This window comes from Streptomyces cupreus (assembly GCF_014257025.1).
GTDB classification, from domain to species: domain Bacteria; phylum Actinomycetota; class Actinomycetes; order Streptomycetales; family Streptomycetaceae; genus Streptomyces; species Streptomyces cupreus.
In genome coordinates this window covers 134688-154205 of record NZ_JACMSF010000008.1, presented here as the reverse complement: position 1 = coordinate 154205, position 19518 = coordinate 134688, and the positions used below count along the sequence as shown (strand labels likewise).

Sequence of the window (19518 nt, the reverse complement as noted above, 5' to 3'; positions counted from 1 at the left end):
TCAGACCCCCTCGAACCGGTAGCCGACGCCCCACACCGTCTGGATCAGCCGGGGGCGGGCCGGATCGTCCTCGACCTTGCCGCGCAGCCGGCGCACATGGACGGTGACGGTCGACAGGTCGCCGAAGTCCCAGCCCCACACCTCGTGCATCAGGTCCTCACGGCTGAACACCTTCCCCGGGTGCCGAAGGAAGAAGGTGAGCAGGTCGAACTCGCGGATGGTGAGGGCGAGTTCGGTGCCCTCCTTCACCGCACGGCGGGCGGCTGGGTCGACCGAGAGGCCCGCGGCGCGCAGCAGTCCCGTGGACTGCGCCGGGCGGACCCGGCGCAGTACGGACTCGACGCGCAGGACGAGTTCGCGGGGGCTGAAGGGCTTGGTGACGTAGTCGTCGGCGCCGACCTCAAGGCCGAGGATGCGGTCGTCCTCGTCGCCGCGCGCGGTGAGCATGATGACCGGGACGGGCCCGTGTCCGCGCATCCGGCGGCACACCTCCAGGCCGTCCATGCCGGGCAGCATCAGGTCCAGGACGACGAGGTCCGGCCAGTGCTCGGCGGCCCGGGCGAGGGCGTCCGGGCCGTCGCCGGCGCGGTCGACGAGGTATCCGGCGCGGTCGAGGTAGCCGGAGACCACCTCGGCGACGGTCGGGTCGTCGTCGACGACGAGGACCCGGGGCTGCTGCTGTTCCATGCCGCCAGCCTCGCACCCTGCGCGCGCGTGTGCGCCCGTCCCCTGCTGACGTCCTTGTTTCGTAAGAAGCCGATGCCCGATACGCCCTTTTTGCGCTCGTAGGGTGAGCGGTGTGACCTCCTCTTCCGCTTCCGGACCGGACCCGGCTCCGGTCGACGTCGTACTTCCCTGTCTCGACGAGGCCGAGGCGCTGCCGTGGGTGCTGGAGCGCATCCCGCAGGGCTGGCGGGCGCTCGTCGTCGACAACGGCTCCACGGACGGCTCGGCCGCCGTGGCCCGCGCGCTCGGCGCGACGGTCGTGCGTGAGGAGCGGCGCGGATTCGGCGCCGCCTGCCACGCGGGCCTGACCGCCGCCACCGCCGAGGTGGTGTGCTTCTGCGACTGCGACGCCTCCCTCGACCCGTCCGACCTGGTGCCGTTCGTGGACCGGGTCCGGTCCGGCGAGGCCGATCTGGTGCTCGGCCGGCGCCGTCCGCGGGGCCGGGGTGCCTGGCCGGCGCACGCCCGTGCCGGAAACCTGGCGCTCTCCCGCCTGCTGCGCCGCCGTACCGGTCTGCGGCTGCACGACCTCGGCCCGCTGCGCGCCGCCCGCCGTGAGCCGCTGCTCGCCCTCGGTCTCACCGACCGGCGCAGCGGCTATCCGCTGCAGATGGTGGTCCGCGCCGCCGACGCGGGCTGGCGGATCGCCGAGTACGACGTCCCGTACCGGCCGCGCACGGGTGCCTCCAAGGTGACCGGCACCTGGCGCGGGACCTGGCAGGCCGTGCGGGACATGAGCCGGGTTCTGTCGGAGCGCGAGGAGGCGCACGCATGACCACGCTTCTCGTCATCGCCAAGGAGCCCCGGCCCGGGCGCGTGAAGACCCGGCTGTCCCCGCCCTTCACCCCCGAGGAGGCGGCGGCGCTGGCCGAGGCCGCGCTCGCGGACACGCTGGACGCGGTGGCCCGGACGCCCGCGCGGCGCCGGGTGCTGGTGCTGGACGGGACGCCGGGGCCCTGGCTGCCGCCGGGGTTCGAGGTCGTACCGCAGTGCGCGGGCGGCCTCGACGAACGGCTGGCCGACGCCTTCGGGCACTGCACGGGTCCGGCCCTGCTCATCGGCATGGACACCCCGCAGGTGACACCGGAACTGCTGACCGTCGACTTCGCCGGCTGCGACGCGTACTTCGGTGCCGCCGAGGACGGCGGCTTCTGGGCGCTGGGCCTGGCCGAACCGGAGCCGTCGCTGCTGCGGGGCGTCCCGATGTCGACCCCGCACACGGGCGCCGCCCAGCGGGCCCGGCTCACGGGGCTGCGGGTGCGGGACCTGCCGGTGCTGCGGGACGTGGACACGGCGTCCGACGCCAGGGCCGTCGCCGAGGCCGTGCCCGGGGGGCGGTTCGCGGCCCGGCTGACCGCGCTGACCGCGGCGGGGCACCGATGAGCACGGTACGGATCGCCCGGCAGCGCGGCGTGGCCGCTCCCTGGTCCGCCGACCCCTACACCGACGCCCTGCGCACCGGGCGCGGTCCGCTGTTCCTGCGCCGGACCGACGGCTGGCTGCTGCCGCTGGACGTGGAGCGCTGGTGCGCGGAGGCCGACGCGGCGGATCTGGAGGTGCTGCGGCGCTGTGAGGGCGCCGTGCTGGACGTCGGCTGCGGGCCGGGGCGGCTGGTGGCGGCGCTGGGGGCGCAGGGGCGGCGGGCGCTCGGCATCGATGTGAGCGAGGCCGCCGTGGCGCGCACGGTGCGGCTCGGCGGGCAGGCCCTGCGCCGCTCGGTCTTCGATCCGCTGCCCGCGGAGGGCCGTTGGGGCACCGCCCTGCTGATCGACGGCAACGTCGGCATCGGCGGCGACCCCGGCGCACTCCTCGACCGGGTGGCCCGACTTCTGTGCCCCGGCGGGCTGTTGATCGTGGAGACGGTGCCGGGGCTCGATCTCGACGAGCGGGTCCTGGTGCATGTCACCGACGCGCGGGGCGCCGCAGGGACGCCGTTCCCGTGGGCCCGCCTCGGCACGCCGGCCCTGCTGCGGCTCGCGGAGCGGGCCGGCTGGTGTGCCGTCGGTCAGTGGACGGTCGGCGGGCGTTCCTTCGCCGCCCTGCGCAGCCGCAGCACGAACAGCGCCGCCGAAGCGCCGAACAGCACGGCCGTGATGAGCAGCCAGCGCGCCAGGAAGCCGTCCGGGGAAAGGCCGGTGCCGGAGCTGTAGCGCTCCTCCACCCGGCCGGTGATCAGCGGGAACCACACGAGGAACAGCAGCGCGGAAAGGCCGGCGGGCACCCGGACGTACCTCACATGCCGTCCCGCCGCCGCCCCGAGCGCCCGGTCCGCCGCCGCGTACAGCGGCAGCAGGACGAGGTCGTGGAGCACGGCCGCGCCCACGAACCACAGCGCGATCTCGAACCAGTCCCCGTCCAGCAGTCGCACGCCCGCGTATCCGGCGAGCGCGAACGAGCAGGCGAGCAGCAGGATTTGCAGCGGGCTGCCGAGGGGAGGCCTCAGTCGCATCACAGGTCTCCGAACGTCATCCGGGCCACCCACTTGGTGTTGAGCACTCCGGGTGCCGCGGGCACGATGACCCGCGCCGGGTGGCCGTGGTCGGGGGACAGCTCCTCGCCGTTGACGAACAGGGCGAGCAGCGAGCGGGGGTCGGCGACCTGGTTGGCGCGCAGGGCGGCCCTGCGGAACGCGCCGCGTTGTTGCAGCGACTCCACGAGGACGTCCGGCGAATCGTCGTACCCGACGAGCGCGGCGAGGTCCCGCAGCCGTACGCCCCGCCACCACTGGTCGGAGGTCGACCAGCCCTCGACGCAGGCGATGGGCAACGCGGCGCTGTGCAGCGGGAGTTGAAGCAGTTCGGCGCGGCTGAGCCGGACGGTGCCGGTGCGGCCGGTGACGACCAGCCGCCAGGCCTCGTCGGTCGTGTCCGCGGGGCGGATTCCGGCGTACGCGGCCGTCTTGTTGATCTGGAAGCCGTTGGGGCCGTCGCCCGGGTCGGCGGGGCCGTGCGGGGCGAGCAGGGCCGTCCAGCGCAGTCCGTCGAAGTTCTGCCCGACGCTCGTGGCGAACAGCAGCAGCGAGCCGCCCCCGACGAACCAGAGGGCGCCGCGCCGGGAGACGGTGGGCTCGGCCGGGTCCGGGGAGACGAGGTCGTCCTTCTCCTCCCGCGACTCCCTCATATGCCGCAGATTGCGCAGCGCCATGGGCGTCTTGAGCGCGACATGCGCGAGGAACGCGGCGAAGAACACCCACGCCCCGTAGAAGTGCAGCGGGTAGAAGGAGCCCGGGAAGATGTAGTCCAGCTGGACGTTGAGCACTCCGGTCACGAACTCGAACAGCGCGCCGCCGACCAGGAGCAGCAGCGAGATCCGCTCCAGGGCGTGGGCCAGCGAGCGGGCGGGCGGCAGCGTGAACAGCCGCGGTACGACCGACCAGAGCTTGGCCAGCAGAACCGGGATCAGCGTGATGCCGAGGGTGACATGGACGCCCTGGTTGAGCCGGTACAGCCAGTGCGGATCGGTCGGCCAGGAGAAGAGATAGAAGCCGAGGATCCCCTTGTCCGGGGTCTTGTCGTTCACTGGGGACAGGTCCGGGTTGTAGGCCGCGTACGACACCAGACCCGTCACGAACAGCACCGTGATCCCGCCGAGCAGCACCACGCCCAGCACCGAGGTGAGCCAGGGGCCGCGCAGCGGGCTGCGCCAGAAGCCGGGTGCGAATGGAGACCGTTTCATGCCCCGACCGTAGGCCGGGTACACCCGCGGAAAGCGCTCACGAACCATGACGAATCTCTGACGTCCACGCCTGTCAGCCGTCCGGTCGAGGCCCGCCGTCCTAGCGTGCAGACGTGACCCGCCATCCCTCCCGCGACCTGCGCCGCGACCTGTACGCCGCCACGGCCGCCGCGCTGCTCTTCGCGACCGCCGCCCTGGTCGGCACCGCGATCGAGCACCGTGACGGCACCCTCTTCGTCAACTGGCCGCCGCTGCTCGCGGACTGGGGCCCGCACACAGGACCCGGCACCGCGGCCGCGATCGTCGTGGCCGTCGCCGTCGTGGCGTACGGCCCGCCCCTGGCCGCCCGTCTGCCCTGGCGCGGACTGATGCTCGCCGTGTGGGGCGTGGGCATGGCGTGGACGTTCTCGCTGGCCCTGGTCGACGGCTGGCACCGCGGCATCGCCCGCCGCCTGACGACCCGGTACGAGTACCTCCAGGTCATCGACCGCTTCCAGGACATCCCGGCCACCCTGCGGGACTTCACGAACCACATCCTGATCGGCTCGCCCGACCACTGGCCCGCGCATATCGCGGGCCACCCCCCTGCGGCCACGCTCACCTTCGTCTACCTGGACCGGATCGGCCTGGGCGGCGGCGCCTGGGCGGGCGTGTGGTGCATCGTCGTCGGCGCCACGGCCGCCCTCGCGATCCTCGTCACCGTCCGCGCCCTGGCCGACGAGAAACTCGCCCGCCGCGCGGCGCCCTTCCTGGTGCTGGCCCCGGGCGCGGTGTGGCTGGGCACGTCGGCCGACGGCTGGTTCGCGGCGGTGGCCGCCTGGGCGGTGGCGCTGCTGGCCCTCGCGGTGACGGGCCACCGGCCACGCTGGACGGGCCTCGCCTCCGGCCTCCTGTTCGGCCTGACGGTGTACCTGTCGTACGGCCTGACCCTGTACGTCGTGATCGCGGCGGCCGTCCTGTTCCTGGGCTCCGAGCGCCTGCGGCCACTGTTGTTCGCGGTGGCCGGATTCCTCGTGGTCCCGATCGTGTTCACGGCGCTGGGCTTCTCCTGGTGGGAGGCCTACGACCTGCTGGTCACCCGCTACAACCAGGGCGCCGGAGGCACCCGGCCGCAGGCCTACTGGGTGTGGGCCAACCTCGCCTGCCAGGTGCTCGTGGTGGGCCTCGCGACGGCGGCGGGGCTGCGGCGGACCGGGGTGGCGGTACTGCGACGGGAGAGCACGGCCGGTTTCCGGCTCGCGGTGCTGGTGGGCGCCGCGCTTCTCGCGCTGCTCGTCGCCGATCTGTCCGGGATGAGCAAGGCGGAGACGGAGCGGATCTGGCTGCCGTTCGCGCTGTGGCTGCTGCCGTCGTGCGCGTTCCTGCCCGGGCCGCGCGGCTGGCTCGCCGTACAGGCCGTGCTCGCGCTGCTCGTCAACCACCTGCTGTGGACGGGCTGGTGATCACGGCAGGGGCTGTTCGGCCCAGATGACCTTGCCGTGCGGGGTGTAGCGGGTGCCCCAGCGCTCGGTGAGCTGGGCGACGAGGAAGAGCCCGCGGCCGCCCTCGTCCTCGGTCCGGGCCCGGCGCAGTCTCGGTGAGGTGCCGCTGCCGTCGGAGACCTCGCAGATCAGGGCGCGGTCGCGGAGCAGCCGGAGCTGGACGGGGCCGGTGGCGTGCCGGATGGCGTTGGTGACCAGCTCGCTGGCCACGAGTTCGGTGGTGAACGCCAGGTCGTCAAGGCCCCAGGCGGCGAGCTGCTCGGTGACCGCGGCGCGGGACCGGGAGACGACCGCCGGATCGCTCGGCAGGTCCCACTGGGCGACCCGGTCGGGCCCGAGGACATGAGTGCGGGCGACCAGCAGTGCCACGTCGTCGCTCGGGCGGGCCGGGAGCAGCGCGTCCAGGACGGCCTCGCAGGTGTCCTCGGGGGCGCGCCCGACGTGGGTGAGCACCTCGCGCAGCCGGTCGAGGCCGGTGTCGATGTCCTGGTGGCGGTCCTCGACCAGACCGTCGGTGTAAAGCACGAGCTGGCTGCCCTCGGCGAGTTCGAGCTCGGCGGTCTCGAAGGGCATTCCGCCCAGGCCGAGCGGCGGAGCGGACGGCAGATCGACGAAGTCCACCGAGCCGTCGGGATGGACGACCGCGGGCAGGGGGTGCCCGGCGCGGGTGAGGGTGCAGCTCCGGGACACCGGATCGTAGACCGCGATCAGACAGGTGGCGCCGATGCCACCGCTCTCGTCGGCGCCGCCCTCCACCGCCCAGCCCTCGCCCCGGTCAAGACGCCCGACCAGGTCGTCGAGGTGGGTGAGGAGATCGTCCGGCGGAAGGTCCAGGGAGCAGAAGTTGTGCACAGCGGTGCGCAGCCGGCCCATCGTGGCCGCGGCGTGCAGACCGTGCCCGACGACATCGCCGACGACCAGGGCCACCCGCGCGCCGGAGAGCGGGATCACGTCGAACCAGTCGCCGCCCACGTCGGCCTGCGCGGGCAGATACCGGTAGGCGGCCTCGACAGCGCGCTGCTCGGGCCGCCCCCGGGGCAGCAGACTGCGCTGGAGGGCGAGCGCCGTGTTGTGCTCGCGCGTGTAGCGGCGGGCGTTGTCTATGCACATCGCGGCCCGTCCGCCCAGCTCCTGGGCGAGGGAGAGGTCGTCGTCCTCGAAGGGGGCCGGGTTGCCGCAGCGGTAGAAGCTGACCACGCCGAGGGTCGCGCCGCGGGCCCTGAGCGGCACGGTGATCAGGGAGTGCGTCCCGGCCGCCAGCACCCGCTCAAGACGTACCGGGTCCTGCGCGAACCAGCCGCCCGCCTCGGACAGCACCGGCTCCAGCACCGCCCTGCCGCTCTCCAGGCTGCGGGCCTGCGGGGTGGAGCCGACATACGCGAAGCCGTCACCGACGTGGTACAGCCGTGGTTCGTCGTTCCGGCTGCGCAGGGCGACCCGGCGCAGCAGGGCGTCCGCCCCGAGCGAGGCGGGCTCCTCGCCGTTCAGCACGGCGTCGGGCAGATCGACGGCGGCGAAGTCGGCGAAGCGGGGGACGACGACCTCGGCGAGCTCCTCAGCGGTACGGGTGACGTCGAGGGTGGCGCCGATCCGCGCCCCGGCCTCGTGCAGCAACTCCAGCCGTCTGCGCGCGAGGAGGGCCAGCCGTCCGACCCCGGGCTCCCCGACGAGCACCAGCCTCCCGTCGGCTCCGTCGCCGGTGTCGACGGGGGTGGCGATGACGCCGGCCGCGGTCGCCGTGGGAGGGGGCGTCGGCGGGGTGAGGGTGACCGGGCGGGGGTGGCCGAGGACGCGGGCCTCGACGACCACGCCGGTCTCCCCGGCGGCGCCGACGACCGGGCGGCGCAGCAGGGCGGCGGTCCGGCCGCCGGTCAGGTTCACCTCGTCGAGGGTGCGATGGGGCGAGGCGAGCAGCGCCTCGGCCTTCTCGCGCAGGAGGGCCAGGTCGATACGGCCGAGCCGGGCGCCGTCCGGCTCCGGGCGGGCCTCGTGGGTGGCGCGCCGGTAGGCCGCGAGCAGTGCCCGCTCCCGCTGGGTGGCCTGGTCCAGCAGCCGCCCTTCGATGGCCTGGGCGGCCTCCCGTACCAGCCGGAGCATGATCGGGTCGCCGTGGTCGCGCAGACAGGTCAGATCCAGGACGGCCTCGATCCGCCCGCTGAGCGGGTCGCGGATCGGGGCACCGACGCAGGCGAACGGCTGAAGGCAGTCGGCGAAGTGTTCCCGGCCTACGACCTGGACGGGCCCGCGCTCGGCCAGCGCGGTGCCCACTCCATTGGTGCCCACGGCCTGTTCGGAGGCGTCGAAGCCGGGCGCGAAGCTCACCGCGTCGAGCTGGTCGAGCAGCACGCGCCCACCGCCGAGCCGTTGGACCATCCGGCCGTGCCCGTCGCACAGCGCGATGGTCGTGCCCAGGTCGGCGAGGGACCCGGCCAGTTGCCCGAGGACGGGCTCGGCGGCGAGCATGAACCGCTCGTCGAGCATCACGTCGGCCTCGTACCGGATGCTCAGCCGGTCCGGTTCGAGCCCGGCCGACCTGCATCGCTTCCAGGAGGCCAGCACGGGGTCCCGGACGTCCGAGTCGACGCGGGCGCCGCGGAGGAAGCGTTCATGGGCATCGACGAGCCCGCCGATGTCGTCCCAGGCGACGGACACGAGGCTCACTTCCCTCAGGCGATTTCACCCTAGACCCTATGTGACCCCCATCACAACGATCCGTGAAGAGAGCGCGGAGCCGCTGGTGTGACGCAGGACACCCCTGGGGGCCGGGAAGTTTTACCCGCAGCGATGATTGTTCCGGGCCGCACGCTCGTATCTCCTGATGTCCGAGCCGTTCGCCTCAGGAGGTCAGATGCGCATCTCGCGCAGCACGGCGGGAACCGTCTTCGTCGGCGGCGCCCTGGTGCTCACCCTCTCCGCTCTCGCGTACCCCGCGATGCTCGGGGTGGAGAACACCTCGTCCGACACGTCCCGCATCATCGCCAACACCCAATGGGGACCGCTCACCGAGGCGGACCGGGACTTCGTGGTGAAGGTGCGGGCGGCGGGGCTGTGGGAGTACCCGCTGGGAGAGATGGCGCTGGAGCGCGGCACCACCGCGGAGATGAAGGAAGTGGGCAAGCATCTGCTCGTCGGGCACTCGGGGCTCGACGCGCTGTGCCGCAAGATCGCGCCCGATCTCGGCATCACACTGCCGAACCAGCCGAGCCCGCAGCAGCAGCAGTTCGTGGCGACCGCGGACTCCAAGAGCGGCAAGGAGTTCGACTCCACCGCGGTCACCATCATGCGGGTGGCCCACGGCCGGATCTTCCCGACCGTCGCCAGCATCCGGGCCAACACGCAGAACACGCTGGTGCGGCAGCTGGCGGACCTGACCAACGACACGGTCCTGGACCACATCACCGTGCTGGAGAAGACCGGCCTGGTCAACTACGAACAGGTCAACTTCCAGCAGACCTCCCCCCCGAAGCTGCCCAACGACCAGCTCACCCCGCCCCCGCCCCAGCCCGGCTCCCCGGTCCTCGTCCTCAAGCCCCGCCCGGACCTGAACATCAACACAGCCTCCCCCCAGCCGAGTCCGAGCGGGACGGTCGGCTGAGCCCCGCTCACACCGGGTTGGTCGGCCAGTCCAGCAGGCGTGCCCCGATCACCGCGGTCTGGAGGGTGTACCGCTGCACCGGATCGGCCGGGTCCGCGCCGGTCAGCTGGCGGACGCGGTCCAGGCGGTAGGTCAGGGCGCGCACGCTGAGCGACAGCCGGCGGGCCGCCTCCGCCGCCACACAGCCGGAGTCGAAGTAGGCGGTGAGGGTGTCCAGCAGCGGGCGGGCGCCGCCGCGGGCCTGGCGCAGCGGGCCGAGCACACTGGCCACCAGATCGGCCATGGCCTGCCGGTCCCGGGTGAGCACGGGGTAGACGAGCAGGTCGGCGGCGTGCAGCACCGGCTCGGTGAGCTCCAGGCGTTCGGCGAGGTCGAGGGCGTTCAGGGCCTCCTCGTACGACTGGACGACGCCGGCCGGTCCCGCGTGCGCGCGGCCGATCGCGACCTGGCCGCCGTCGGTCGCGGCGTGGGCGAGCTTGGCGAAGTGGGTGAGGACGTCGCCGTGGTTGCCGGGAGCGATGCAGACCATCCGGCCGTCCTTGGTGGTGAGCAGGATGCTGCGGTCCCCGAACCGGCCGATGAGCGCCCGCTCCACCTCGCGGGGCACCGGGTCGCCGTCGTCATAGGCGGCCCGGCCGCGGGCCACGGCGACGGCGTGCGCGTGCGACAGCCGCAGCCCGTAGCGCTCCGCGCGCTCCGCCAGCAGGCCGAGGTCGCTGCGGCCGTAGAGCAGATCGTCCACGAACTCCCGGCGGGCGGCCTCCTCCTGGCGCACGGCGTCCCGCTGGGCGCGTTCGTAGCCCTCGGCGAAGGCGTCCAGGGCCTGGGCGGCGGCGGCCAGGACGGCGTCCACGGAAGTGCCGCTGCCGGTCGGCCAGTTGGCACGGGTCTCGGCCATGTGCGCGGCGACCATGGCGCGCAGTCCGAGCCCGGCCTCGGCGGCCCGCTCGCCCAGATCACGGCGGGAGTCGAGCTCCGCGCGGGTGAGCCGACGGCCGGTGGCCGAGGCGTCGGCGAGGATGCCGCGGTAGCCGGTCAGATACTCCGCGAACGCCTCCGGCCCCACCATGCGCGCTCCCCCGCTCTCCGCTGTGTCGTGTGTCGTGTGTCGTGCTGACACCGTTTTCTACGTCGTTTTTTGACGGCTTTCCAGCGCAGGGGACTGTGCGGGGCCGCACGCAGACAGGTGGGTCCCCGGCACCGCGCGGGCGGTCAGCCGGTCTTCCAGCCGTTGCGGGTGTCGATGCGCTCCCATTCCAGGGCCCATTGTTCGAGGCGACGGCGCTCCATCAGCTGCCGGACGCCCCAGACGGTGCCGAGGACGACCCCTGCCGTGCACAGGGCGGCCAGCGTGCCGCCGGAGACGGCGTGCAGTCTGATCTCGCCGTTGTTCAGGGGCTCGGCGGTGATCCGGTCCTTGCCGTCGGTCCAGACGGGGATCTTGGCGCCGGCCTTGGTCTTGGGCGACACGCGCGCTTCGTCGGTGTGGGTGGTGCCGTCGGGGCCGGTCCAGCTCACCTTGGCCCACACCCGGTAGTCGGCCGGGACCCGGGCGGGCACCTTGTCGTCCGCGTCCTCCACCAGCACCGCCGACACCTGCCGGCTCCGCGCCCGCTGCTCCTCGGCGGCCCGCTCCACCGCGCCGACCGCGACGAAGCCCGCCAGGACCCCGCCCACCAGGGCCAGCACCCAGCCGCCGAGCACCACCCAGGCCTCGACGAGATCGCAGCGCCGCCTCAGCGGGCTGCGCCGCCACCGCCACATCCGTACGCGCTCGCACCGTGTCTCAGCCATCGGCCGACACCCCCTGGAGAGCACCGACAGCACACCTCCAGTGTGCGCCTGTCGGGCGGGTACCGCGCCGGGTGGTCCCCTGCCCGCCTTCGTCAACAGTTCAATCAATGGCCGGAAAACGACTGTCCGCGGGGCTCTCGGTGTCCAAGCCGCATACGGCGAAAGTGAGTTCGCCTAAGTTGGGCACCACCTGATCAATGAAGCCACCGCAGGAGGCCGCACCGTGTCGGACGTCGATCCCCAGATTCGCGCGTCGATGGAGATACGCGCCCGCATCGACACGACGAAGCCGCACTCCGCGCGCTTCTGGAACTACTTCGTCGGCGGCAAGGACAACTACGAGGTCGACCGGGAGATCGGCGACCAGATCAAGGAGATCTTCCCCGGCCTGGTCGATGTCGCGGTCACCAGCCGGCACTTCCTGGGCCGTGCCGTGCGCCATCTGGCCGGGGAGCAGGGCATCCGCCAGTTCCTGGACATCGGCACCGGACTGCCCACCGCCGACAACACCCATGAGGTCGCCCAGCGCGTCGCCCCGGACGCGCGCATCGTCTACGTCGACAACGACCCCATCGTCCTGGCCCACGCCAACGCCCTGCTCACCAGCACCCCCGAGGGCAGGACGGCCTATCTGGACGCGGACCTGTACGACCCGAAGACCGTCCTGGAGGCCGCTTCGGAGACCCTGGACCTGTCCCGGCCGGTCGCCCTGATGATCCTCAACACCCTGGGCCATGTCGCCGACCACGCGCAGGCCCGTGACCTGGTGCAGCGGCTGATGGCGGGCCTCCCGTCGGGCAGCTACCTGGTGATCAGCGACAGCACGGCCACCAGCGAGGGCATGATCGCCGCGTCGGAGGCCTACAACTCCAGCGGCGCGGTGCCGTACTACGTGCGCAGCATCGAGGAGATCGCCGCCTTCTTCGACGGTCTGGAGCTGGTGGAGCCGGGCGTCGTCCAGGTCACCGAGTGGCGCCCGGACGAGACCGGACCGGGGGCTCAGAAGGTCGCCGTCGACGCCTACTGCGCGGTGGGCCGCAAGGCGTAAGCCACGCTCACTGCTGAGGGGGGCCGTTCCACAGCCGCAGAACGGCTCCCGCCAGCTCCTTGAGCAGCCCCGCGGAGGCGGCCTCCTTCACCACCCGGAACTCGAACTCCGTACCCCGCTGTCGCCGGGCGGCTCCGGCCCGTCCATCAGTAAGGGCCACCCCAGTCCCGTACCCAATCGCCCCACTCCCCGTCGTACGCCGTCACGGAACAGGCCCCGCCGAGATCACAGTCCGTAGCCTCATGGGTGCGTTACGCATACGCGGTTCAGCGTACGACGCCCCATGACACTCGACCCGAAATCCAGCTCATCGTCACCGTCCGCACCGCAGGCACCCACAACTCGCACGCCCTGACCCGATTCTTCGGTGGGCCGTCGGTTTCCGGACTCCGCCGCGTCACATCCGGCGGGCACCTTTCGCTCGTCCCCACTGCTTCGCCTTGTGATCCGTCCGCCCTGCGCCGCGTGGGCGTGACGCGGAAGGACGACGTGCGCCATGTCCCTTCTCCCGCTCCCCGCCCCCGCTCCGGCCGCCCCGGTCCCCACCGCGGCAGCCGCCCCCGCCCCCTGGTACTCCCCCTCCCCCTCCCGACTCGCCCGCCATGTGCTGGCCCTCCTGCCGCTCGTGCTGATCGGCGTCTGGATGGCGGCCGACTGGCGCGGCCTGTACGCCGGAGCCTCCCGGCTGACCTCCGCCGACCCCTGGTGGCTGCTGGCCGGGGTCGGATTCACCTGCCTGACCTGGGTGGCCGCCGCCTGTGTCCGGCAGGGCGCGATCCCCGAGCGGCTGCCGCCCCTGCTGCTGCTCGCCTCGCAGTTCGCCGCGGGCGCCGCGAACCATGTGCTCCCGGCGAGCATCGGTGCCCATGCCGTCACCCTGCGCTTCCTCCAGGGCCAGGGCATCCCCTTGCCCCGGGCGGCGGCCTCACTCGCCCTGTACTCCCTGGTCAAGCCGGTCGCGAAGACGTTCGTGCTGCTCGCCCTGCTGCTGGCCGCCCCGGAGCTGATCCGTCTTGAGGGACTCGTCCCGGATGGCGGAACCCTGCTGATGGTCGGCGTGGGCCTGGCGACCGTACTCGCCACGCTGGCCCTGCTCCTGGCGACCGTACGGCCGCTGCGCCACGGGATCCTCGGGTTTGTGCGCACCGCGCTGACCGATGCCAAGCTGCTGCACACCATGCCGGGCCGGGTGCTCGCGCTGTGGGGCGGGGCGGCCGTCACCCCGCTGCTGCAGGCGGGCGTGGTCGCCTCGGTGGGGGCCTCGCTCGGGTTGCCGCTGTCGTGGGCGCAGATGGTGTTCGCGTTCCTCGCCGCCAGTACGGCCGTCGGGGCGGTGCCCGCGCCGGGCGGTATCGGTCCGGTGGACGCGGCGCTGGTGTTCACGATGGTCGCCTTCGGCGCCGCCCTGGCACCGGCCACGGCGACCGTGATCGGCTACCGCGTGCTGACGGTGTGGCTGCCGCTGGTGCCGGGCGTGCTCATGCTCTCCGCGCTGGTCCATCGCAAGGTGCTCTGAGTACACGTACTCATCCGTCCGGCCGCCCCACGCGGAACGGAGCCGGGACCAGGCCAACGGGCCGTACCTGGAGACGGGCTGTATGTCGCCGCCCTACGGCCACTGAGTGTCGGAGGAGGGCCCGGAGCGGTGCTGGAGGCGGGCGGCGAGGACCGCCACGTCGTCCTCGGCGTGCCGGGCGTCGAGGCAGGCGAGGACCGTGTCGAGGACGTCCTGGACGCCGGTGGCGGACGAGAAGCTGACCCGGGCCAGCCGGTCCAGGGACTGGTCGATGTCCTCGCCGCGGCGCTCGACGAGGCCGTCGGTGAACAGCATGAGCGCCTGGGAGGGGTCGAGCCGGTAGGTGGCCGGCTCGTAGCCGCCGAGTCCGGTGCCCAGGGGCGGGCCGACCGGCACCGGGAGCAGGGAGACCTTGCCGTCTCCGTCGATCACGGCCGGGGGCAGATGGCCGGCGCTGGCCAGCGTGACCAGTCCGCGGACGGGGTCCACGCGCGCGATGAGACAGGTGGCGGGGCGGCGCTCGGGCTCCGCGGAGGCGATGTCGTCGAGCTGGCGCAGCACCCGGTGCGGCGGCAGGTCGGCGGAGGCTATGTAGCGCAGGGCCGAGCGGTATGCGGTCATGTCGACGGCAGCGTCCAGGCCGTGCCCCATGACGTCGCCGACGACGAGCAGCGTACGGCCGAAGTGCAGCCGTACGGTCTCGCACCAGTCGCCGCCGACCAGGGCGCGCTGTCCGACGGGCAGATAGCGGATGGCGACGTCGAGGTTGGGATGCGGGCGGCCGGGTTCGGCGAGCAGGGCCCGCTGGAGCTTGCCGACGATGCCGGTCACGGCGTCGTGCTCGCGCACGTGCCGGATGTTGGAGGCGGCGCGCTCGGCCAGGAAGGCGACCACTTCCTCTTCCTCGTGGGTGAAGGGCGCCCCCTCACGGGCGCAGACCAGCACGCCGTAGCGGTGGCCGCCGGCGGCGAGGGGGATACAGAGGGCGGGCCGGGAGCCGCCGGAGGTCAGGCGTACGGAGCCGTTCTCGCCCGTCCTGCCGGCCACCTCCCCGGCCCAGCGGGCGTCGGGCAGCACGGCCGGGTTCCCGCTGACGGCCTCGTACCGCGCGTCGGCCTCGCCCCGCTCGCGCAGGACCGCCACCGCTGCTCCCACCTGACCGGCGACTTCCTGGGTCAGCTCCGCGCAGGTGGTGTCCTCGTCGAGGGTGGTGCCGATGCGGGCGGCTGCCGAGCGCAGCGCGCTCAGCCTGGAGCCGCCGGCACCCCACGGGGGTGAGCCGGCGGAATCGGCCGGCTCAGCCGTCGCCGGACTCTGAAACGACTCGAACGATCGCGCCACAACTACCACCCTAAAAGCACGCTGAACCAGACAGGTAACGACCAGGTTTTTTCACTTCGAACACCTGTACGTCGCACCTGCGCCATGTCCGACTGTAACGATTCGCTCGGGTGGCTGCCGTCCGCGCTGCCCGGGGCCGGGCGCGGAGTCCTACTTCGCCGCCTCCACGGGTTCGGCGGCGGGCGCGTTCCAGGAGATCCGGGTCGCGCACAGGGACACCGCCAGGGCCGAGGCCGCGACGAGGGCCATGCCCCAGACCAGGCTGGTGGCACCGGCGACGAAGCCGATCAGCGCCGGGCCCGCCAGCAGCCCCGTGGTGCCCATCGCCGCGACCAGGGCCAGGGCCTCCGGGCCCCGGGCGGCTGCGGCGACGTAGATGCACGGTGTGACCGCCGCCACACCCAGCCCGACGCAGGCGAATCCGATCAGGGTGGGCACCACCCCGCCGGCCAGGAGGGCGAGGGCCAGTCCGGTGCCCGCCAGGGCGCTGCCGAGCCGGACGATACGGGCGTCGCCCCAGCGGCTGCGCCAGCTGTCGGCCATGAGGCGGGCCAGCACCATCACGACCGAGACGACGGCGATGCCCATCGGCACCAGGTGCTCCGACGCCTTGACGACGTCCTCCATGTAGAGCGCCGACCAGTCGTTCATGGCGCCTTCGGTCACGGTGCCGAAGGCCATGGCGCACCCCATCCACAGCGTCAGCGCGGACGGCAGGGTGAGTCCTCCGCGCCGGGTCTTCTTCTCTTCCTCGGGCTGTTGCCGCTCGTCGGTCAGCAGGCGGGGCTGGGCATAGGCAAGCAGCAGGGCCAGGATGGCGGCGGCGACCGCGAAGTGTGCCGTGACGGCCGAGGTCAGGACGTTGATGCCGGATGCCAGGAGTGCGGCGCCGAGGGATCCGGCGCTGAACGTGGCGTGCAGTTGCGCCATGGCCGTCCGCTGGTAGCGGGCCTCCAGGGCGGCGCCCTGCGCGTTCATGGCGACGTTGAGGCAGCCGACAGCGACCCCGTCCAGGCAGATGATCAGCAAGGCGACCGGGTAGTTCGGGGCCGCGGACAGCGCGAGCAGGAGCGCGGCGAGGCACAGGGCGGAGACGAAGGCCAGCCGCCGGGAGCCGAGCCGTCTCATCAGCACCGCGACCAGCGGGAACGAGGCGGCGGCACCGGCACCGCAGGCCATGAGCAGCAGGCCCAGCTCCTCCTCCGTCATGTCGAGCCGGGTCTTGAGCGCGGGGAGCCGGGCGGCCCAGGTGGCGTACTGGAAGCCGAGGAAACAGAAGAGCCCCGCGATCGCGAATCGCGCGCGGTGGAACTCGCTAGGGACGCGGAACACGGACAACATCAGCCTGCTTTCTGCGAGTCGTTGCTTCGGCCCCCTGCAGTGCCGTCGACATGTAGACCGCGTTCTGGCCATAGCTCGGGGGCAGTTGGACCTCGCGGTGGGTCAGATAGCCGTGTGCGGCCCAGAAGGTCTCCATTCCCCCGACCGCGATGAGGGAGATCCGCCGGTATCTCTGCGACCTCGCTGTGGCGGTGAGTCGGCGCAGAAGGGCGCGGCCCCAGCCCCTGCCGCGCAGGTGCTCGGCGACGACGAGGTCATGCAGATGGAGATTGTGCGAACGGAAGACGTTCCGCTCCGACCGGCTCAGATCCGGGTAGCGGAAGGCCGGATAGGGCAACGCCAGCACATAGCCCGCGATCCGGTCGTCGAGGTCCAGCACGAAACAGGTGCTCGGCGAGGCCCGGCCCCGCGACTCCAGCGCGGCCCGTCCCTCCAGCAGCGAGCTGCCCCCGTACGCGTCGGCTTCGAGCGCCGCCACGCCCGGCCAGTCGGCCTCGGAGAGGGTCCGTATGCGCATGCTCAGGACCTTCCATGGCCATCGGCCCAGGTGTACGGAAGCGGGCGGAAGCCGTTGAAGCCCTGCGTCATATAGCTGGTGGCGTACGCACCGGCGGACAGCACCCAGACCGGGTCGCCCGACGCTGCGGCCCTGGGCACGCGCACCGGGTGATCCGGAGGGTAGGCGTCGTCACTGTCGCAGGTGGGACCGGCGACGACCGCGGGCACGTACTCCTTGCCGGGGTGGGTGGGAAAGACGAGCCGGTACCGCAACTCGTCCATCTCGTAAAGGCCGTTGAACTTCCCGCAGCTCAGGTACAGCCAGCGCTCGCGCGCACCGTCCGGCTGCCGTCGTTCGGTCAGCCGGGAGACATGGGCCCTGATCGCGCCGTGGTCGGCGACCAGGTGACGTCCGGGCTCCATGCGGAGGTCGAGGGGGGCCGGAGAGAGGTCCCTCAGCCGTTCGATGCCCTCGCGGATCACCACGAAGATCTTGTCCAGCGGGGGTTCGAGCCTTCTGCCCCGCCGGTCGACATAGCCGAGCGCGGGCAGGCCACCACCGAGATTGACGTGGTCCGGCACGATTCCGCGCCGGTGGAGCGCCTCCAGCACCTCGGCCAGGGAGTCGAAGGCCTGCCGCCAGGCTTCGGTGGTCATTTGCTGGGAGCCGACATGGAGGGACAGACCGGCCGGGGTCAGGCCCGCCGCCCGGGCCGCCTCCAGCACCCGTACGGCGTCGTCCCCCGAGCAGCCGAACTTCCGGCTCAGCCCCCACAGTGCCCCTTCTCCGCTGGTGGCGAGTCGGCAGAACACCCGGGAACCGGGCGCGTGGGCGGCGATCGCGGCGACGTCCTCGACGCTGTCGGTCGCGAAGTCCGGGACGCCGAGCCGGTGGGCCTCGGCGATGTCGGTGTCGGACTTGACGGTGTTGCCGTAGTGGATCCGCCGCACCGGCACCCCGGTCCGCAGCGCCAGTGCGATCTCGCCGGGGCTCGCCGCGTCGAAGCCGGCGCCCCGGTCCGCGAGGCGGGTCAGCACCTCGTCGAGCGGGCAGGACTTGACGGCGAAGCGGACGTCGAGGCCGGGCAACTCCCGTACCAGTTCGTCATATTGGGCGGCGATGCCGTCGAGGTCGAACACGATGCCGTCCTCCGCCGCGGCGGCCAGCGCCGCGCGCAGCGGCGGACTCAGCGGCCCACTCATGTGACCACTCCGGTGTCCCGGCTCGCCCGCACCAGCGGACCCCACGTCTCGGCCAGCAGCGCGAAGTCCTCGATGTCCTGCCGGGCCTCGTCGAGCAGCCGCCCACGACGCGGCGCGAGCGTCTCGGCGAACCGCGCGTATCTGCCGCCCAGTTTGCGGTACGAGCTGTCCACGCGGTCCAGCCGCCACTCGTTCTCGGCGCGGTCCAACCCGGCGCTCTCCCGCAGGAGTTCGGCGACGGCGTCGGCACGGACCTGTTGCCGGTCGTCGAGGAGCGAGGCCCCGGCCGTGGCCATCCGGTCGTAGACGAAGTGGAAGTAGAGCATCGACAGCAGGAACTTCACGAACCGGGTCTGGTAGGCCATGAACCCGGCGTCCGTGCGGCGTTCCGGGGTGTGGAAGTTCTCGATGTGGCGGTTGTGCAGGACGCCGGGGAGGGTGGCGTCGTGGACCAGGTGGATGAGGAAGTAGTCGCTGCCGATGGTGTCCCGCGCGGGCGGCAGCGGCATCCGCTCGTACACCCCGCTGTCGAAGGCGATGTTGCACATGTCCACCCGCATGGGGTCGACCAGGGTGAGCGTCGAGCGGTCCCCGGTGTACGGGGCGGTGCCTGCTCCGGTGAAGGACTCCTCGACGAGTTGGCGCTTGTGTTCGTCCGACCAGTCACCGGGCGCCCACAGGCTGACGACGTCGTCGTACACGGCCGCGTCGAGCCGCCGCATCTCGCCGATGTCCACGGACAGTTCACCGATGAAGGAGCTCCCCACCATCGAGACCGGGCGATCGGCGTACGCGGGATCGAGGGCCGTCTCCGACACCCCGGCCGACGCCTCGGCGGCGCGCTTGCCCAGCGAGGTCAGCTCAGGGTGGACCGGGAAGACCTGACTGCCGTTCCAGAACTGGTAGTTGGCGTCGGAGTCCCGGCGGTGCGCCGAGCGGCAGCCGAGCGCGGCGGCGATCAGGAAGGCGCGGTTGGTGCAGGCGCCGTAGGAGACGTCGGCCGGAAGCATCAGGTCGAGCATCAGGTCCGGTTTCTGGACTCGGGCTCGGTCGATCACGGTCCGCAGGAAGTCCCGCTGGCGGGCCTCGTCGAGATGGTGGACGGTCACCTTCGGCGCCGGGTCGAGTCCGGCCACGACGCGGGCGTGCTCGGCGTGGGTCCGCTCGTCGCAGGAGTCGAGGATCAGCAGATGGACTTCGACGTCGAAGTGGCGGGCCGCGTAGGCCGCCTCCTGGCCGATGGCGGAGATCATGGGGGAACACGCCCGGTTGGTGGGGAGGACCAGGCAGACACCGCGCG

The 19518-nt window shown here is 72.5% G+C and carries 18 protein-coding genes; 7 read left to right on the top strand and 11 right to left on the bottom strand.

Annotated elements, in window-relative coordinates:
* Complete coding sequence (locus H4N64_RS10465) at positions 1-687, bottom strand: response regulator transcription factor (RefSeq protein WP_186281933.1); 687 nt, start codon at positions 685-687, stop codon at positions 1-3.
* A gap of 103 nt (positions 688-790) precedes the next feature.
* Between H4N64_RS10465 and H4N64_RS10460 the strand changes: the two genes are divergently transcribed.
* The 3 genes from H4N64_RS10460 to H4N64_RS10450 are packed head-to-tail and all read left to right on the top strand — an operon-like array spanning position 791 to position 2876.
* Positions 791-1501 carry a glycosyltransferase gene (locus tag H4N64_RS10460; RefSeq protein WP_186281932.1) on the top strand — a complete coding sequence of 237 codons (711 nt, stop codon included), beginning with the start codon at positions 791-793 and terminating at the stop codon, positions 1499-1501.
* Positions 1498-2109, top strand: coding sequence for a TIGR04282 family arsenosugar biosynthesis glycosyltransferase (locus tag H4N64_RS10455; RefSeq protein WP_186281931.1), 612 nt, complete (start codon positions 1498-1500; stop codon positions 2107-2109). Before H4N64_RS10460 ends, H4N64_RS10455 begins: the two co-directional genes overlap by 4 nt.
* Positions 2106-2876, top strand: a complete 771-nt coding sequence (locus H4N64_RS10450) for a class I SAM-dependent methyltransferase (protein ID WP_186281930.1) — start codon at positions 2106-2108, stop codon at positions 2874-2876. The genes H4N64_RS10455 and H4N64_RS10450 overlap by 4 nt, the downstream gene beginning before the upstream one ends.
* Before the next feature lie 298 nt (positions 2877-3174).
* Here the strand turns inward: H4N64_RS10450 and H4N64_RS10445 are convergent, their stop codons facing one another.
* On the bottom strand, positions 3175-4401 hold the full coding sequence (locus tag H4N64_RS10445) for a molybdopterin-dependent oxidoreductase (RefSeq protein ID WP_186281929.1): 1227 nt from the start codon (positions 4399-4401) through the stop codon (positions 3175-3177).
* 113 nt (positions 4402-4514) lie between these two features.
* Between H4N64_RS10445 and H4N64_RS10440 the strand changes: the two genes are divergently transcribed.
* Positions 4515-5843: a hypothetical protein gene (locus H4N64_RS10440; protein ID WP_186281928.1), complete on the top strand. Its 1329-nt coding sequence runs from the start codon at positions 4515-4517 to the stop codon at positions 5841-5843.
* On the opposite strand, the gene H4N64_RS10435 is transcribed toward H4N64_RS10440, so the two are convergent.
* Positions 5844-8534, bottom strand: a complete 2691-nt coding sequence (locus H4N64_RS10435; RefSeq protein WP_186282007.1) for a SpoIIE family protein phosphatase — start codon at positions 8532-8534, stop codon at positions 5844-5846.
* A gap of 196 nt (positions 8535-8730) precedes the next feature.
* Here H4N64_RS10435 and H4N64_RS10430 point away from each other — a divergent pair, with 196 nt between their 5' ends.
* Positions 8731-9477, top strand: coding sequence for a DUF4142 domain-containing protein (locus H4N64_RS10430; protein ID WP_186281927.1), 747 nt, complete (start codon positions 8731-8733; stop codon positions 9475-9477).
* Positions 9478-9484: 7 nt separating this feature from the next.
* Here the strand turns inward: H4N64_RS10430 and H4N64_RS10425 are convergent, their stop codons facing one another.
* Positions 9485-10546: a PucR family transcriptional regulator gene (locus tag H4N64_RS10425; protein ID WP_186281926.1), complete on the bottom strand. Its 1062-nt coding sequence runs from the start codon at positions 10544-10546 to the stop codon at positions 9485-9487.
* A gap of 143 nt (positions 10547-10689) precedes the next feature.
* Positions 10690-11271 (bottom strand): Rv1733c family protein, encoded by a 582-nt coding sequence (locus H4N64_RS10420; protein ID WP_186281925.1) that lies wholly within the window; start codon positions 11269-11271, stop codon positions 10690-10692.
* Positions 11272-11527: 256 nt separating this feature from the next.
* Between H4N64_RS10420 and H4N64_RS10415 the strand changes: the two genes are divergently transcribed.
* Entirely contained in the window at positions 11528-12319 is a 792-nt protein-coding gene (locus H4N64_RS10415) for an SAM-dependent methyltransferase (protein ID WP_186282006.1), read from the top strand.
* Between the two features lie 7 nt (positions 12320-12326).
* Here the strand turns inward: H4N64_RS10415 and H4N64_RS10410 are convergent, their stop codons facing one another.
* Complete coding sequence (locus H4N64_RS10410) at positions 12327-12479, bottom strand: hypothetical protein (RefSeq protein ID WP_186281924.1); 153 nt, start codon at positions 12477-12479, stop codon at positions 12327-12329.
* A 336-nt stretch (positions 12480-12815) separates the two neighbouring features.
* On the opposite strand from H4N64_RS10410, the gene H4N64_RS10405 reads away from it, so the two are divergent.
* Positions 12816-13835, top strand: coding sequence for a lysylphosphatidylglycerol synthase transmembrane domain-containing protein (locus tag H4N64_RS10405; RefSeq protein WP_186281923.1), 1020 nt, complete (start codon positions 12816-12818; stop codon positions 13833-13835).
* A 93-nt stretch (positions 13836-13928) separates the two neighbouring features.
* Here the strand turns inward: H4N64_RS10405 and H4N64_RS10400 are convergent, their stop codons facing one another.
* The 5 genes from H4N64_RS10400 to H4N64_RS10380 form a co-directional block, all read right to left on the bottom strand.
* Complete coding sequence (locus tag H4N64_RS10400; protein ID WP_186281922.1) at positions 13929-15176, bottom strand: SpoIIE family protein phosphatase; 1248 nt, start codon at positions 15174-15176, stop codon at positions 13929-13931.
* A 150-nt stretch (positions 15177-15326) separates the two neighbouring features.
* Positions 15327-16517, bottom strand: coding sequence for an MFS transporter (locus H4N64_RS10395; protein ID WP_186281921.1), 1191 nt, complete (start codon positions 16515-16517; stop codon positions 15327-15329).
* Positions 16492-17034, bottom strand: a complete 543-nt coding sequence (locus H4N64_RS10390) for a GNAT family N-acetyltransferase (RefSeq protein WP_186281920.1) — start codon at positions 17032-17034, stop codon at positions 16492-16494. The genes H4N64_RS10395 and H4N64_RS10390 overlap by 26 nt, the downstream gene beginning before the upstream one ends.
* Before the next feature lie 2 nt (positions 17035-17036).
* Positions 17037-18218: a type III PLP-dependent enzyme gene (locus tag H4N64_RS10385; protein ID WP_186281919.1), complete on the bottom strand. Its 1182-nt coding sequence runs from the start codon at positions 18216-18218 to the stop codon at positions 17037-17039.
* A complete protein-coding gene (locus H4N64_RS10380) occupies positions 18215-19471 on the bottom strand; it encodes a DUF6271 family protein (protein WP_186281918.1) in 1257 nt (418 codons plus the stop codon). Before H4N64_RS10380 ends, H4N64_RS10385 begins: the two co-directional genes overlap by 4 nt.
* Positions 19472-19518 lie beyond the last annotated feature (47 nt).